Genomic DNA, 15,061 nt, shown 5'->3' with positions numbered 1-15,061 from the left:
AAAATATGTCTTTCTTTTTGGCCCTAGATTTGGGGGGTTTTGTTTTTTTTTTTTTGTTTCTGCGTTTTTTGGGTGGGCACTACATGTTGGCTTATCGGTACAGCCCCTGCCGAGCATGGCTCGGCACTACAGTTGCTGCGGGGCTTAGAACGGGTCGCTGCCCGGGCGGACTTCCACACCCAGCAACGAACACAGCGCCAGCATCGCTTCGTCGTCACGGCTCAGTGCCACCCAGCCGGCATAGGCGTCGCCACCGGTGTTCCAGTTCCACACCGTGTAACCGTGCTCGCGCAGGCGGTCATGGGCAGTGGTCATCAGCATCGGTACGTCAAGGTCGTCGGTGAAGTCTTCATCATCGAAGTCGCCGCCCCAAGCGATGTTCAGATTCCAGCGCGCAGCCATTTCGTCCAGTGCGGCGACGAAGGAATCGGTGTCCTTCCAGTCCACATAGAAACCTGAACGCCAGTCGATGGCGTCCTTCAGATCCCACAGCCATTGCTCATCGCTGGCGTCGTCCTCGGCACCGGCGCGCGCTTCGCGCCAGGCATCGAACTGCTGCAGCGCCGCGTCTTCATCACCCGGATTGATCAGCCACAGCAGGTTCCAGACCCGCGCCGGATGGTCGTCTTCGTCAAAATCCGGGCGCAGTTCGTCGGAGTCTTCGTAATCGGCGCTGTTGTCAGGCATGGGCGGTTTCCACTACGTAATGGCGCGCATTTTGCCGCTCCCGGGCCGCCAACGGAAGCCATCAAAAACCGAAGCGAGGGCCGCAGCGGTTATCCTGTACGGCAGAAGTCGGCCACGGTGGCCTGCACCCAAGAATCACGATGAGCGATACCCCTCCCGATCATTTGGCGATCAACCCGCAGAGTCCGTTCCACAATGCTGAAGCCCTGCAGCGTGGTGTTGGCGTCCGTTTCAACGGCATCGAGCGCGATGACGTGGAAGAGTATTCCGTGCAGGAAGGCTGGATCCGCGTACAGGCCGGCAAGGCCCGTGACCGCCGTGGCAACCCGATGACGCTGAAGATCAAGGGTACGGTTGAGCCGTATTTTCTTGAGTTGAAGAACGTTTAAGAGCTTAAAGGCTGCAGTTTTAGCCAGGAGCCTCCCCTCACCCCAACCCCTCTCCCGTAAACGGGAGAGGGGCTCGGATTGCGGCGGCTCGTAGTGCACTAGCCCCTCTCCCGTTTACGGGAGAGGGGTTGGGGTGAGGGGAAGCTTCTAGCTAAAGAACCCTGCAACCACCCTCAATCCCGCTGCCGGGTCTCCAACAGATCCAGATTACGGATCATCTTGCGCGCGATCTCATCAGATACCTGCCCGCGCCGGGTCAAACGGAACAGCTCCTCGCGCTCGGCATTCAAGCCGGCTGTACGCAGACTGCGATACGCCTGCTCCATGCGCCGCACTTTCTCCGGGTCTTCATCAGGGCCCTGACCTTTCTCCAGATTGCGCTGGTACAGCAGGCTCACCCGTGCCGCGGCATCATTGAGCAATTGCACGGCGCTGGTGGATTGGCCCTCGACCAAGCCCTGCCGGGCTTTCTCAACCGCCGCCAAAGCCGCCTTGGATGAAGCCCTGCGGGCAAGGTCTTCCTCGCGCCTGCTGTCGTCATCCTTGGGCAGCTCCAAGCCTTTGAGCAGGCGCGGCAGCATCAGGCTGGCACCGACCAACGACACCAGAATCACCGCAGCGGCCAGGAAAATCACCAGATCACGGGCAGGGAACGGCTCACCACCGGGCACCATCAACGGTAGCGTCAGCACGCCGGCCAAGGTGATCGCACCACGCACACCGGCCACCGACATCGCCAGCACCACCCGCCATGGCGTGCTGGCCTCTTGTTCGCCACGCATTCGTGCCCGCAACAGGTTCCAACGCAGCGACAGCCATACCCAAGCCAGGCGCAGCACCACCAGCACGGCATTGATCGCCAACACATAGACCAGCAGCCACCACGCGCTGTGATGGCCGGTCTCCGACATGGTCTGGATCGCGCGCTCGACAATGCCCGGCAATTGTTCGCCCAGCAGCACGAAGATGATGCCGTTGAAGCTGAACTGCACCATGTTCCACACCGCATTGCGCTGGACGCGCATGCTGCCGCTGATGCGGCCGGTCAGCTCCACATAGCTCATGGTCACGCCGGCGGCGACCGCGGCGAGGATGCCCGATGCATGCAGTTCTTCGGCCAGCAGGTAGGCGGCAAACGGAATCAGCAGGTTGACCAGCAGCGCGGCACCGGGCTCTTCGCCAAAGCTGCGCCACAACCAGCGCTGGAAAGTGGACACGCTCCAGGTCACCGCCACGCCAATCGCCAGCCCGGCCAGGGCCACCCACAGGAAGGTCAGCGAGGCCTGCGCCAGCGAGAACGAGCCAGTCATCACCGCAGCCACCGCAAAGCGGAAGCAGACCAGACCGGAGGCATCGTTCAACAGCGACTCGCCTTCCAGGATGTGCATCAGCCGCTTGGGAATCGGCACACGTGAGGCAATCGCGCTGACCGCCACCGGATCGGTTGGCGAGATGATCGCCGCCAACGCGAACGCCACCGCCAGCGGCATCGATGGAATCATCCAGTGGATCAACAGGCCGGCACCGAGCACGGTGAACACCACCAGCCCGAACGCCAACTCCAGAATCGCGCCCTTGTCGCGGAACAGGCCCTGCTTGGGAATACGCCAACCGTCCAGGAACAGCAGCGGTGGCAGGAACAGCAGGAAGAACATGTCCGGCTCAAGCGCATGGCCGCGATTGAACACGCCTGCAATCAGCGCGCCCAAGCCGATCTGCACCAAGGGCAACGGCAATGAGAAGGGGAGGATTCTTACCAGATAGCCACTGGCCACTACCGCCACCAGCATCGCCAGAACTACTTCAATCGTGTGCATGCCCGTTCCACGGATTCACTACCACGACAGCAGGCTGCCGACACTGGCAGTGGCGGATGAATACCGGGAAATTACCACAGCAATCAGGCGATGCTGCTATCGATGTGCTGGATTGTCGCTCGCAATCGCATCATGTCAGCGCGAGATAACTCAGCGTGCAGCGCTGCTGCCTGCGCTGCACGCCGAACTGTCACCTGCAGCCGTCAATCACGCCTTGCCATCAAAGCGGTAGATATCCATTGCCAGGAATCCCATGTCGATGCCGGCATCAATCCGCTGCGCACCAAGTTCATCACTGCCGGCCGCACCCATCGCGAAGTACAACGGCAACAGGTGTTCATCGGTGGGATGCGCCTGCGCCGCGAACGGCGCCTGCTGGCGATAATCGAACAGGGCTGGCACGTCATCGGCCTCCAGCTTCTGCTCCACCCACTGGATGAACGGGCGCACGTAAGGCGCTTCCTTGCCGTCCTGGTAATTGCGCCAGTCATGCAGGTTGTGGGTGATGCTGCCCGAGCCGACCAGCAGCACGCCCTGCTCACGTAGCGGCGCCAATGCGCGGCCCATCGCAAACTGATGCTTCGGGCCCAGCCCCGGCTGGATCGAAACCTGCAACACCGGAATGTCGGCCTCCGGATAGAGATAGCGCAACGGCACCCAGGCGCCATGATCGAGCCCGCGCTGCGGGTCGATGCTCGGCTGCAGGCCGGCATCGGCCAGCCGCTGAGCCACGTCCTGAGCCAGCGCCGGCGCGCCCGGTGCCGGATACTGCAGCTGGTAGAGCTCCTCGGGGAAGCCGCCAAAGTCGTGAATGGTCTCCGGCTGTGCCGCCGCCGACACCCGCGGCATACGTCCCAGCCAATGCGCCGAGGCCATCACGATGGCGCGCGGCCGCTGCATCCCGGCAGCCAGTTCGGCCAGGCGCGGGCCAACCAGCCCCGGCTGCAGGGCGGTCATCGGTGAACCATGCGAGATGTAGAGGGAAGGCAGCTTGCTGCTCATCGTGGGCTCCCTGACGGGGTTTGGGGAGCAGGCAGGTTATTGCCTGGGGCGCCGGCAACAAATAATCTCGACGGCAACGTTTTATTGCGGAAACGGAAACAATGGACACCATCGATGCCATGCGGGTGTTTGTCGCGGTGGTCGAGCGCAATGGCTTCAGCGCTGCCGCCGATGCCCTGGACATTTCCACCGCCGCCGTCACCCGCCAGGTCGCTGCGCTGGAGAAGCGCCTGTCCACCCGCCTGCTCAACCGCACCACGCGCAGGGTCAGCCCGACCAGCGCTGGCGCCGCCTATTACCAACGCTGCGTGCAGCTGCTGGCCGAGTTCGATGAGCTGGAGGCTTCGGTCGGCGCACAGGCGCTGCAGCCCTCGGGGCGGCTGCGGATCAATGCGCCGGTCAGTTACGGTATTGCCCGGCTGGGCGCGCTGCTGCCGGCCTACAGCGCCCGTTACCCGCAGGTGGAACTGGATCTGCAGCTGTCCGACCGTCTGGTGGACATGGTCGAGGAAGGCTTCGATCTGGCCATCCGCATCACCCGCCAGCCGGCGCCCAATCTGATCGCACGGCACCTGGCCCAGGTCCGGGTCCGTCTGTGCGCGGCACCGTCGTATCTGGCACGGCGCGGCACGCCCGCCACCCCTCAGGATCTGACCGCGCACGAGTGCCTGTCCTATACCTACTCCGCCGCCGGCGAAGCGATGCAGCTGCAAGGGCCACACGGTGAGGTCAGCATCGCGCTGCAGCCACATCTGCGCGCCAACAACGGCGAGGTGCTGCGTGAAGCCGCCATCGCCGGCATGGGCATCATCGCCCAGCCCGATTTCATCATCGATCAGGCACTGGCCGATGGCCGCCTGGTGCCGGTGCTACCCGAGTGGGAAGTGCCGGCCATCGGCATCTATGCGGTCTATACCAGCCGCAGCCATCTGGCCCCCAAGGTGCGCAGCTTCATCGACTATCTGGTCGAATGCCTGGACGAAGACGCCGCTCGCTCAGACTGAATGGCTGTCTGCCAGCATCGTCAGCACCTGCTCAAGCGGCATCGGCCGGCCCAGCAAGTAACCCTGCACCTGATCGCAGCCATGCGCAGCCAGCCAGCGGCGCTGGCCTTCGGTCTCCACGCCCTCGGCGATCACCGACAAGCCCATGCTGTGGCCCAACGACAGCAACGCACGGCAGATGGCGGCGTTGCGTGGATTGGTTTCGACGTCGCTGACAAAGCCGCGGTCGATCTTCAGCGAATCCAGCGGCAGATGCTGCAGGTAGGACATGCTGGAAAAGCCGGTACCAAAATCATCCAGTGCCACGCCCACGCCATTGGCATGCAGATGGCCCAGGGTCTGCAGCGCCTGGGTGGGATTGCGCATCAGCACGCTCTCGGTGAGCTCCATCTGCAGCGCACCACGGGCCAGGCCGTGGTCCTGCATGGCACGGCTGAACTCGCCGACCAGATCGCTGTTGAACAGCTGCACGGCCGACACGTTCACCGCGATCGGCAAATGCTGCCAGCCGGCGGCAGACAATTGTTTCTGCGCACGCGCGGCGGCGTGGATCACCCAGCGGCCAAGCGCGATGATCAGACCGGTGTCTTCGCACAACTGGATGAAATCGCCCGGCGCGATGAAGCTGCCATCGGCCTGCGGCCAGCGCAGCAAGGCCTCCAGCGCCACCGGACTGCCTTCGGAGGCATCCATGATGGGCTGGAAGTGCAGCAGGAATTCACCGCGGTCGATGGCCATGTGGATGCGCCCGGCCAACTGCAGCCGCTCGGTGTAATGCGCCGCCATACCGGTATTGAAGCGCAGCAGGGCAACGCCGGTTTCGCGCGCGGCGTGCGCCGCCTGTGCGGCGCGGCCCAGCACCTGCTCGGCCAGTTCGCCGTCCTGCGGGCAGCTGGCTACGCCGATGCGTGCTTCCAGCTGGTGATAGGTATCGCGGCCACGGATGGGCTCGGCCACCGCCGCCAACAAGGCATTGAGTGCCATCTGCGGATCGCCCTCGCCTTCGATGGCGAGCACGAAGTCTTCGGCCGGCTGGTGTGCCAGCAGGCCGTAGCGGGCAGCCAGGCCTCCCAGCCGCACCGACACCGCGCGCAGCGCCTCTTCACCGGCATCGCGGCCGAGGGTATCGGTGATCATCTGCAGGCCACGCAGCTGCACATGGGCGATGGTGTAGCCCAGACTGCCGGCATCCAGCCGCTCGGACAGTGCACGCACGGTCAACAGGCCAGTGCCGGCATGGTGACTGGCGCGGTAAGCCAGTTCGTTCTCGTAACGCAGGCGCTGGCTGACATCTTCAGCCAACACCAGGCAGGCGTTGCGGCCGGCGAATTCCAGCTTGGCAAAATGCGCCTGCACATGGAAGGTGCTGCCATCCTTGCGCAGATGGGTGCTGACCTGCAGCCCCAGCAGATCACCACTCAAGGCGCGGCCGGCGGTCTGGCGGATCTCATCCCATTCCGCCGCCGGGCGGATGTCGAGGATGGACATCGCCAGGAACTCATCGCGGCTATAACCGTATTGATCGATCGCGGCCTGGTTCACTTCCAGGAAGCGCAAGGTAATCAGATCGAAGATCCAGAACGGCGCCGGGTTGCGATCGAACACCAGCCGGAACTGACGCTGCGCCTCCTGCGCGCGCGCCTCGGTGCTGACCCGCTCGCTGATGTCGACCACCGCACCGGCCAGGCGCTTGCTGTTGCCCGCATCGTCGACCAGCTCACCGCGCGCCGACAGCCAGCGCAACGAACCGTCGCCACTGCGCAGCCGGAACATCGCGTTCAAGGCGCCCTTGCCGGCCAGCGCGCGCATCAGCATGTCCTGCAACCAGGCGCGGTCTTCCTCATGCACCCGAGCGAGAAATCCTTCCAGCGAGGTGCTACGCCCAGCCACGGACAGCATCTGCTGGGTCAGCGCCGACCAATACACGATCGGTCGTTCGCCATGGATGGACCAAGTGCCGACCTTTCCAACTTCATGTGCCAACGCCAGTTCGGCATTGCCGGCCTGCAACTCTTCGCTGAGCTGCTGTTGGTGCCGGGCACTGCGGTCAACCCGATACAGCAGGTAGGCAAAACCAGCCAGATACAGCAGATAGATGCCGATGGAGGCATACAGCAGCAGATACCAGCCAGCCATCACCTCGCGGTAGGACAATGAGGCGTACAGGCTCAACGGGAAATCTGTTGGCACGCTGACCGCTGCAATGCGGCGCTGGCCGTCAAAAGGACTTGTCACCACACCACGTTTCAACACCGTCGGTGATGGCGGCAGAACCCGCATCGGCTTCGCCAGTGGGCTGCCAATCAAGCGCTCCGGCTCACGGCTATGGGCCAGCAACTGACCGTAACGATTGCCAATGGAGGCAGTGCCATCGCGGCCCAGATCCAGGCCACTGACCACCTCCTGGAACGCTCCCAGCCGAACCCGTGTCAACAACCACTGGCCCGGCTGCACCTGCAAGGCTGCGCGCAGCAACCAATGCTTGTCGGGCGCCTGCTCCAAGGCACCTACATAGAGGCCACCATTGAGCAGGCGGTTTTCCGGAACCACCCAACTCTGCAATGTGAGATCGCCGACCCCCGCCGACAGCGGCACACCGTGATCATCGACCAAGGTGATGGAGGCAAGGTCCTGGTTGCGCTCCAGCACGCCGCGCAGACTGGCCTCAAACAATGCAGGCGCCTGATCAGGCACCTGTCGATAGAACTCCCTGGTGTCACTGGCAGTGCCGCGCAACGCGCGTTCCCAGGTAACCAACTGCGCGCGCAACAGACGGCTGCTGCCGCTGGCCAGCGCGGCCGACTGCCGCTGAGCCGCCTCAAGCCGACTGTTGCGGTCGTTCCACAACATGCTGATCATGCCGCCCGCCAACAGCAAACCCACCGCCACGCCGGCAATGATCATGACCCGCAATGGATGAGCTGGCGTCCGAGTCACCGGTGAGTCCAACGTATCAGTAGGCGGAAAGCTGGCATTGCGTATGTTGGTCCTGGCATCACTACAACTAGGAACCGGCAGGTGGGGACCTGCAACGGTCGCATGCGAACACCACATACTCCACCCTGCCAATGTCTCCCCAGACACCATCTGCAGCGCGTTCGCTCAAGCATGCAGCACAATCACCGTCGGCGTGAAGAGTGCGTGACCAATTTTCTCGCATTCCCCGCACTTGTGCACATCCGTCAAGTGCCAGAATCAATATCTTTGTGAACGGGGTTCGAGGTCTAGACTTGTCATACACATCCTCTGGATATCGTCATGGCTTTGCAACGTTCTTTCCTGGTACTGGCAATCGGCACCGCACTTGCTCTCAGCGGCTGTGCAAAAGACGCCAGCGCGCCCGCCGCTGATACCAGCGCAACACCCGCACCGGCCACCGCCGCTGCCAAACCGCAGCTGGGCAGCTTTGGCTTTGATGCCGACGGCATGGACCACAGCGTCGCTGCCGGCGACAACTTCTACGACTTCGCCAATGGGCAATGGGTGCAGCGCACCGAGATACCAGCGGATCGCTCCAGTTATGGCAGCTTCAATGTGATCGCAGAGAAAACATTGGCCGACACCCGCACCATCATGGAAGAAGCCGGCAAAGCCAACCCCGGCGAAGTCCGCAAGATTGGGGATTATTACGCCGCATTCATGGACGAAGCGGGCATCGAGGCGCGTGGTACCGCGCCGGTGCAGCCGGCGCTGCAAGCCATTGCCGGCATTGCCGACAAGCCCGCCCTGGCCATGGCTTTGGGTGCCAGCATGCGGGCCGACGTGGACCTGCTCAACGCCACCAATTTCTACACCCCGCACCTGTTCGGCGTGTGGGTGTCGGTGGATCTGCTGCAGCCCGATCGCAACGCGCCCTACCTGGTGCAGGGCGGCCTGGGCATGCCGGACCGCGATTTTTACCTGCAGGACGGCCGCATGGCCGAGCTGCGCAAGGCCTATGAAGGCTATGTGGCCAAGCTGCTGGAGTTGTCCGGCGACAAGGATGCGGCCGCCAAGGCGGCACGCATCGTCGCGCTGGAAACCAAGATCGCCCGCGCCCACGCCACCCAGGAAGAAACCAACGACGTGCAGAAGGGCGCAAATGCCTGGAAGCAGGCCGACCTGACCGGCAAGGCACCAGGCATGGATTGGAAAGCATTCCTGGAAGGCGCCAACCTGGGTGCACAGCAGGACTTCATCGTCTGGCAGCCCAAGGCTGTAGCCGGTCTGTCCAAGCTGGTCGGCAGTGAACCGTTGGATGTGTGGAAGGATTACATGGCCTTCCACGCGTTGGATGACGCCGCAGCCTATCTGCCCAAGGCATTCGCCGACGCCCACTTCGCCTTCCACGGCACCGCGATGAGCGGCACGCCACAGCAGAGTGATCGCTGGAAACGTGCGGTGGCCGAAACCAATACCGCAGTTGGCGAGGCTGTTGGCAAGATCTACGTCGAGCGCCACTTCGATGCCGCCACCAAGGCACGCGCCGATGAGATGGCCAAGAACATCATCGCCGCCTTCGCCAAGCGCATCGACGCGCTGCAATGGATGTCGCCGGAAACCAAGGCCCACGCGAAGGCCAAGGTTGCCGGGCTCAAGGTGGATATGGGCTACCCGAGCAAGTGGCGCGACTACAGTGCGCTGGAAGTGAAGGCGGACGATGCACTGGGCAACGCCCAGCGCGCCTCGCTGTTCGAATACCAGCGCAATATCGCCAAACTCGGCAAGCCGGTCGACCACAGCGAATGGGCGATGCTGCCGCAGACCATCAATGCGATGAACGTGCCGCTGGAAAACCGCCTGGTGTTCCCGGCAGCGATCCTGCAGCCGCCGTTCTTCGATGGTGCCGCCGATGATGCGATCAACTACGGCGCCATCGGTGCGGTGATCGGTCATGAAATCAGCCATGGCTTCGACAATGCCGGCGCGCTGTTCGATGAAACCGGCAAGCTGCACAACTGGTGGACGGCGGACGACCTGAAGAAGTTCAACGCTGCCGGTGATGCTTTGGCGATGCAGTTCGACAGCTATGAGCCGTTCCCGGGCGTGCGCGTCAACGGCCGCCTGACGCTGGGCGAAAACATCGCCGACGTTGCCGGTCTCGGCACCGCCTACGATGCCTATCGCCTGTCATTGCAGGGCAAGCAGGAGCAGACGCTGGAAGGTTTCACTCCGGACCAGCGCTTCTTCCTTGGCTTTGCCCAGGCCTGGCGCAGCAAGGCGCGTGAGCAGGCGCTGCGCAACTCGCTGCTGACCAATGTGCATGCACCGGGCCAGTTCCGTGCATTGACCGTGCGCAACCTGGACGCGTGGTATCCGGCGTTCGAGGTCAAGGAAGGGCAGAAGCTGTACCTGGCTCCTGAGAAGCGGGTCAAGGTCTGGTAGTGACTTTGCGCTCCCTCCCTTTGGCCGACGGCCAAGGGGAGGATTCGGGAGGGGTGCGCTGTTTAGTTGGAGGTAGTGCCGAGCCATACTCGGCACTACCGCTTTAGCCCCTCTCCCGCCTGCGGTAGAGGGGTTGGGGTGAGGGCAGCTTTTCGCTGGTAACGCCCCTGCCGAGCATGGCTCGGCACTACGCCGGGTCCGGCCACCGCAAAAGCACCGACGGATCTTGCCCTGCCCGCCTGCAGGCACGCGTCGAAATGCCATCGTTCAAGGCAATCCGGAACAACGGCGCCACGCTGCGCAGCACCCGCGCCGCAACTACCGACTGCAACTGCTGGCCGCGACTACGGCCGAGCAACTGCGCCGCCCACTCCGGTAACAAGGCCGCACCCGCTGCCAGAAACACATCGCGCGACACGCCCGGCAACGGCACCGGCAAACGCACTTCACTGAGCACCTCAAGCACCTCTCGCGAGCGCTCATCCATGCTCAGCTGCGATTGCTGCGACTGGAAGTAATCACGCACCTGCGCTTCGCTGGCCGGCACATCGCGCGCGCCCAAGGCTTCGGCCACGCGCCGGTATTCGTCGTAATAGCGATCAGCAATGGCGGCTGGAACTTCGCGGCAATAGCGCCGGCAACCTTCCAGAAACCCATACGCTTCGGTGACGTGCACCCAGGTCAACAGCTGCGGATCACCGGCGGCATAGGTACGGCCATCTGGCAAGGTGCCGATTACCTGCGCGTGAATACGCCGCACCTTGGCGACCAGCTTTTCGGCCTCGGCCGCTGGCGCATAAGTGGTACCGGCCACAAAACTGGTGGTGCGGCGCAGCCGCCCGACCAGATCCTCACGGAAGTTGGAGTGGTCGTAGACACCGGCCAACGCGCGCGGGTGCAGCAGCTGCAGCATCAGCGCGCACAGCCCGCCGGCCAACATGCCAGGGAACTCGGAATGAATACGCCAGGTAACGCTGCCCGGCCCGAACCAGCCCGGATCACCCAGCGGCGTGTCGTATTCAACGCCATTCTGGTTACGTGGAAAGGCGTCCAGCACCCAGCGACGGATATGGGCGGTGGCGGCGGCAGAGACAGGGCTGAACAGGGATGACATGGCGCCTATCGTACCGGTCCAGCTGCGCAGCTGGCTGACTTGGGCTGTCGATCCGGCGCCCGTACAGCCGCCGTCAAGGCCCGCCGCCCGCTGCGGATACCGCATGTGCGGATGCAGCAAAGAATTCAAGGAAAACCCAAACGTCCTTTGGCCTGGACGATGACGCACCGCAAAATTTCCACGCTGTCAGGGTGGCGCGGCAAACACCGCTGGTCAGTTCTTCGCACTGCCCCCATTGCCAAGCACGACGAAAGTGCTAGAACTGAGCCTGCCTGACCGCTTCAACCTGCATCCGTCGCTCGTTCCAGCAAGTATCTGCAAGGAGCTCACCATGATCGCACTGTTCAAAGGTTTGGGATTGTTGTTGGAAGACAACGAGCTGTACAACAGCCCGTTCGAGAAACAGGTTGATCATTGGAAGAATCTGAGCGATCAGCAGATACGTGAGGAAGTGTCGGTACTGGCCAAAGCCAAGTGCCAGTGGCTGATGGCCTCGATCGTGCTGTGGCAGGCGTCGTCACTGCTGATCCTGGGCTTGATCACCAATTACCTGTGGCGCGATGACTTCCATATCACCTTCACCCGCGTGGTGATCGTGCTTGGCTCATGGGTATCGATCCTGTTCGTGATCTGGTTCATGGCCAATATGTTCGACCACACCGCCGGTTTCGAGCGCTGGATGAAGGCATTCAACAGCCGCGCCCGGATCAGCTCCGATGCCGACAGCGTGGACGAGGTGGCCGAAGCGCTGGATATGGCCGAGCACTATCCGGAAGTTCTGGACTACAAACAGGCCGTCACCAACACCCGCGAGCTGCGTCATGAAGACGTGCGCATCATGCGTGAACTGGGACGCATGCGGCAGCATTCGGAACTGGTCGGCAAGCTCAATCACATCGGTGACGATGGCTTGCGACTACAGCCCGCGTTCTAAGCGAGTCGCACTCCCTGAAACCCATCGCCGCGCTCGTCGCGGCGATTTCATTTCTGCAGGGTTACCTGCTGGGAATATCCGCTTGGCAAGCCATTCAACTGGCGGGTGGCGCCGACCACGACAACAAAATCGCCCAGGCTTTCGCGACGGCACAGCTGAGCATCGCCAGCACCACTGCAGTGCTCGCGGTACAACAGGTAATTGCAGCGACCACTATCACTCTGCAGGCACTGGAAGCGGCTGACGCCGTTGGCCACGGTGGTGCGGCTGAGCAGGCTCTGCTCACCGCTGATGCGGGTCACCGAGGTCTGCCCCGGGGTTTCATGGATGCCCAGCATCGACAGCAGGCTGCCGATCAAAACTGTCAGGTAATGCATGGCAATACTCCGGCAAGCGGGGGCGGCATCACATGCCGCGGAACAGACTCATGAAGGGTTGGCTGACCACCAGCGTTTCACTGCGCTGTTTCAGCCGTAATACGCCGCGGCCGCTGTCATCGCGGCTCACCGCCGCCACCGCCTTCATGTTGACGATGGTGGCGCGGTGGATCTGGCGGAAGCTGTTGGCATCCAAGGCAGCAGAAAGTTCGCGCAGTGAGCTGCGCAACAGCAGTTCTTCCTCGGCGGTGACCACCACGGTGTATTTGCTGTCGGCACGGAAATACAGCACTTCGTCCAGCATCACCAGGCGGGTTTCGCGACCGTTGCTGGCGGTAATCCAGGCCAGCGGTGGTGCTGCCAGCGCCGCGGCAGGCTGCCTTGCCAGTTGCTGCAACAGCCGCTCCAGTACCCCCGGGTCAGCATTGCCATTCTGCCTGCGCGCCAACACGCGCTGGCGGGTTGCCAACAGGCGCTCATCGCTGACCGGCTTGAGCAGGTAGTCCACCGCGCCCTGCTCGAACGCGCTGATCGCGTATTGATCGTAGGCGGTGACGAACACCACCTCGGTCTGCGGACTCAGCTGCTGCAGCGCGCGAGCCACATCAAGCCCGGTGATGCCGGGCATGCGGATGTCGAGGAAGGCCAGATCGGGCTTGTGCGTTTCAAGTGCTTCCAATGCGGCGGCACCGTCTTCGCATTCGGCGGCGATATCGAGCTCTGGCCACAGGCGCTGCAGCTGGGCGACCAGTGCCTGACGCAGCAGCGGCTCGTCTTCGGCGATGAGTGCTTCAAGATGCACGCGGCAACTCCGGGATGTTCACTGCAGTCTGCATCGGTGCGTTGTTTGCCGGCGCTGCTGTCGGTGCGACGGCAGCCATCGGCGGCGGCGATGCAACACGCTTGGGCAGGCTGATGGTTGCCGCCATGCCGCTGGGGAAGTTGGAAACCAGCGCAAGCGTGGCCTGTTCGCCGCAGCTCAGGCGCAGGCGTTCACGCAGGTTCTTCAGGCCGATGCCGGTACCGCTGTTGTCGGTGCTGATGCCTTGGCCGTCGTCGGCGACGGTGATCGTCAGCTGACCATCCAGCTCCCGCGCCAGTATCCACACCGTACCGCCACCGCTCTTGGGCTCCAGGCCATGCTTGATCGCATTTTCAACCAAGGTCTGCAGTGACATCGAGGGCAGGCAGACGCCGTGCAGATGCTCCGGCACGTCGATCTGCAAGCTGAGCCGCGAGCCCATGCGGATCTGCAGGATTTCAAGATAGGCCTGCACCCGTTCCAGTTCCTGGCCGAGCGTGGACACCGATTGGTCGATGCCTGGCAGCGAGCTACGCAGGTATTGGATCAGGTGCCCAAGCATCTGCTCGGCACGGGCCGGATCGCTGCGGGTCAGTACCTGCGCGTTGGCCAGCGTGTTGTAGAGGAAGTGCGGCTCAACCTGTGCATGCAACAGGTTGAGGCGGGCGACGCTGAGCTCCTTCTCGGCCTCGGTACGTGCAGCGTGCTCGCGCTCTTCGCGGCGCTGCTGGGCGACCTTGCCGCTGAGCGCATGGGTGACAGCCTCGGCGTTCTCGTAGTTGCTGCCTTCATCGAGCAGCAACAGGTCCACCCAGGCACCGGCATCGGGCTCGAAGAACAGGGTGACACTGCTGGTGTCGGCGCCCGGAATCACGCGGGCGGTGATCTGGTTGTGCTTGATCGCCAGCCGCGCCATCGGGTTCCAGCGTGATGGCGGACGCTCGCCATAGGGATCGGCGCGACGCTGTGTGGCGCGTAGCTGCAAGGTGCCAACCGAGCGCTCCAGGCGCTCGATGCGTGGCATCTGCCCGATCACCTGCTCCAGCAGCGCGAACGCGGTAGGGGCATCCAGTGGCAGCTCGACCTGGCGGCGATGGCGATTGGCAAGACTCTGCGAATCCAGCCGGTCGGCGATCAGGGTGACACGACGGATGTGGCCGACCACAGCCGTCAGCGCGAAGATCATCAGCGCCATCGCGGCGAGGCCGAAGATCCAGCCCGGTGACTGATCCATGCCACTGAACAGGCCACTCCACAGGAACGCGGCGACGAGGATCGTCAACGCCCACGCAGCGAGTATGCGGAAACCGAGAAAGAGGCTGGCGAACATGGGGCAGTCACCGTAGGGATTGGGGGTGAGCATAGGCGCCGCCCGCCAAGCTGCAAGCGGCCTGCGACGAAACCGGGAAAACGGCGATCAAACCCGGATTGGCGGGGATGGAAAAGCCGGCTGGAACTGTAGTGGGGGGGCGGGGGGACGGACGGGGGGGGGCGCGGAAAGACAATGTGGACACCAAGGCAGCGAGGCTCACGTGCAGAGGACGAGTAGCAGGGCGCCCCCCGAGCGGCGG

General features: G+C 63.2%; 12 protein-coding genes. 4 read left to right on the top strand and 8 right to left on the bottom strand.

What is annotated here, in order from left to right; genetic code table 11:
- Nucleotides 1-144 precede the first annotated feature (144 nt).
- Nucleotides 145-687, bottom strand: a complete 543-nt coding sequence (locus ACVOK8_RS17790) for a DUF6630 family protein (protein ID WP_481514435.1) — start codon at nt 685-687, stop codon at nt 145-147.
- 140 nt (nt 688-827) lie between these two features.
- Here ACVOK8_RS17790 and ACVOK8_RS17785 point away from each other — a divergent pair, with 140 nt between their 5' ends.
- Nucleotides 828-1,076 (top strand): DUF3297 family protein, encoded by a 249-nt coding sequence (locus ACVOK8_RS17785; RefSeq protein WP_481567984.1) that lies wholly within the window; start codon nt 828-830, stop codon nt 1,074-1,076.
- Between the two features lie 173 nt (nt 1,077-1,249).
- Here ACVOK8_RS17785 and ACVOK8_RS17780 read toward each other — a convergent pair whose 3' ends face one another.
- Together ACVOK8_RS17780 and ACVOK8_RS17775 are read right to left on the bottom strand one after the other, a co-directional pair.
- Nucleotides 1,250-2,893 carry a Na+/H+ antiporter gene (locus ACVOK8_RS17780; protein WP_481567983.1) on the bottom strand — a complete coding sequence of 548 codons (1,644 nt, stop codon included), beginning with the start codon at nt 2,891-2,893 and terminating at the stop codon, nt 1,250-1,252.
- 207 nt (nt 2,894-3,100) lie between these two features.
- On the bottom strand, nt 3,101-3,895 hold the full coding sequence (locus ACVOK8_RS17775) for a DODA-type extradiol aromatic ring-opening family dioxygenase (protein WP_481567982.1): 795 nt from the start codon (nt 3,893-3,895) through the stop codon (nt 3,101-3,103).
- Between the two features lie 101 nt (nt 3,896-3,996).
- Here ACVOK8_RS17775 and ACVOK8_RS17770 point away from each other — a divergent pair, with 101 nt between their 5' ends.
- On the top strand, nt 3,997-4,899 hold the full coding sequence (locus tag ACVOK8_RS17770; protein ID WP_481567981.1) for a LysR family transcriptional regulator: 903 nt from the start codon (nt 3,997-3,999) through the stop codon (nt 4,897-4,899).
- On the opposite strand, the gene ACVOK8_RS17765 is transcribed toward ACVOK8_RS17770, so the two are convergent.
- Nucleotides 4,891-7,836, bottom strand: coding sequence for a bifunctional diguanylate cyclase/phosphodiesterase (locus ACVOK8_RS17765; RefSeq protein ID WP_481567980.1), 2,946 nt, complete (start codon nt 7,834-7,836; stop codon nt 4,891-4,893). The two genes, ACVOK8_RS17770 and ACVOK8_RS17765, sit on opposite strands and share 9 nt — an antisense overlap.
- 321 nt (nt 7,837-8,157) lie before the next feature.
- On the opposite strand from ACVOK8_RS17765, the gene ACVOK8_RS17760 reads away from it, so the two are divergent.
- A complete protein-coding gene (locus ACVOK8_RS17760; RefSeq protein ID WP_481567979.1) occupies nt 8,158-10,263 on the top strand; it encodes a M13 family metallopeptidase in 2,106 nt (701 codons plus the stop codon).
- Between the two features lie 187 nt (nt 10,264-10,450).
- Here ACVOK8_RS17760 and ACVOK8_RS17755 read toward each other — a convergent pair whose 3' ends face one another.
- Entirely contained in the window at nt 10,451-11,377 is a 927-nt protein-coding gene (locus ACVOK8_RS17755; RefSeq protein ID WP_481567978.1) for an oxygenase MpaB family protein, read from the bottom strand.
- A 331-nt stretch (nt 11,378-11,708) separates the two neighbouring features.
- On the opposite strand from ACVOK8_RS17755, the gene ACVOK8_RS17750 reads away from it, so the two are divergent.
- Nucleotides 11,709-12,311 (top strand): hypothetical protein, encoded by a 603-nt coding sequence (locus ACVOK8_RS17750; RefSeq protein WP_481567977.1) that lies wholly within the window; start codon nt 11,709-11,711, stop codon nt 12,309-12,311.
- Nucleotides 12,312-12,358: 47 nt separating this feature from the next.
- On the opposite strand, the gene ACVOK8_RS17745 is transcribed toward ACVOK8_RS17750, so the two are convergent.
- From ACVOK8_RS17745 to ACVOK8_RS17735, 3 genes are read right to left on the bottom strand one after another with little or no spacing between them, the layout of a single operon-like run.
- Nucleotides 12,359-12,688 (bottom strand): hypothetical protein, encoded by a 330-nt coding sequence (locus ACVOK8_RS17745; RefSeq protein WP_481567976.1) that lies wholly within the window; start codon nt 12,686-12,688, stop codon nt 12,359-12,361.
- 28 nt (nt 12,689-12,716) lie between these two features.
- Nucleotides 12,717-13,490, bottom strand: coding sequence for a LytR/AlgR family response regulator transcription factor (locus tag ACVOK8_RS17740; RefSeq protein ID WP_481567975.1), 774 nt, complete (start codon nt 13,488-13,490; stop codon nt 12,717-12,719).
- Nucleotides 13,480-14,820 (bottom strand): sensor histidine kinase, encoded by a 1,341-nt coding sequence (locus ACVOK8_RS17735; protein ID WP_481567974.1) that lies wholly within the window; start codon nt 14,818-14,820, stop codon nt 13,480-13,482. The genes ACVOK8_RS17740 and ACVOK8_RS17735 overlap by 11 nt, the downstream gene beginning before the upstream one ends.
- Nucleotides 14,821-15,061: the final 241 nt, after the last annotated feature.

Source organism: Stenotrophomonas sp. STEN083, assembly GCF_056759195.1.
The sequence above is the reverse complement of the archived record's forward strand: the minus strand, read 5'-3'. Positions and strand labels throughout refer to the sequence as shown.

What these genes read in the sequence shown, in the direction of transcription:
- ACVOK8_RS17745 (WP_481567976.1), bottom strand. Translation starts at nt 12,688, where the DNA reads ATGCATTACCTGACAGTTTTGATCGGCAGCCTGCTGTCGATGCTGGGC.
- ACVOK8_RS17750 (WP_481567977.1), top strand. Translation starts at nt 11,709, where the DNA reads ATGATCGCACTGTTCAAAGGTTTGGGATTGTTGTTGGAAGACAACGAG.
- ACVOK8_RS17790 (WP_481514435.1), bottom strand. Translation starts at nt 687, where the DNA reads ATGCCTGACAACAGCGCCGATTACGAAGACTCCGACGAACTGCGCCCG.
- ACVOK8_RS17755 (WP_481567978.1), bottom strand. Translation starts at nt 11,377, where the DNA reads ATGTCATCCCTGTTCAGCCCTGTCTCTGCCGCCGCCACCGCCCATATC.
- ACVOK8_RS17770 (WP_481567981.1), top strand. Translation starts at nt 3,997, where the DNA reads ATGGACACCATCGATGCCATGCGGGTGTTTGTCGCGGTGGTCGAGCGC.
- ACVOK8_RS17775 (WP_481567982.1), bottom strand. Translation starts at nt 3,895, where the DNA reads ATGAGCAGCAAGCTGCCTTCCCTCTACATCTCGCATGGTTCACCGATG.
- ACVOK8_RS17780 (WP_481567983.1), bottom strand. Translation starts at nt 2,893, where the DNA reads ATGCACACGATTGAAGTAGTTCTGGCGATGCTGGTGGCGGTAGTGGCC.
- ACVOK8_RS17735 (WP_481567974.1), bottom strand. Translation starts at nt 14,820, where the DNA reads ATGTTCGCCAGCCTCTTTCTCGGTTTCCGCATACTCGCTGCGTGGGCG.
- ACVOK8_RS17785 (WP_481567984.1), top strand. Translation starts at nt 828, where the DNA reads ATGAGCGATACCCCTCCCGATCATTTGGCGATCAACCCGCAGAGTCCG.
- ACVOK8_RS17760 (WP_481567979.1), top strand. Translation starts at nt 8,158, where the DNA reads ATGGCTTTGCAACGTTCTTTCCTGGTACTGGCAATCGGCACCGCACTT.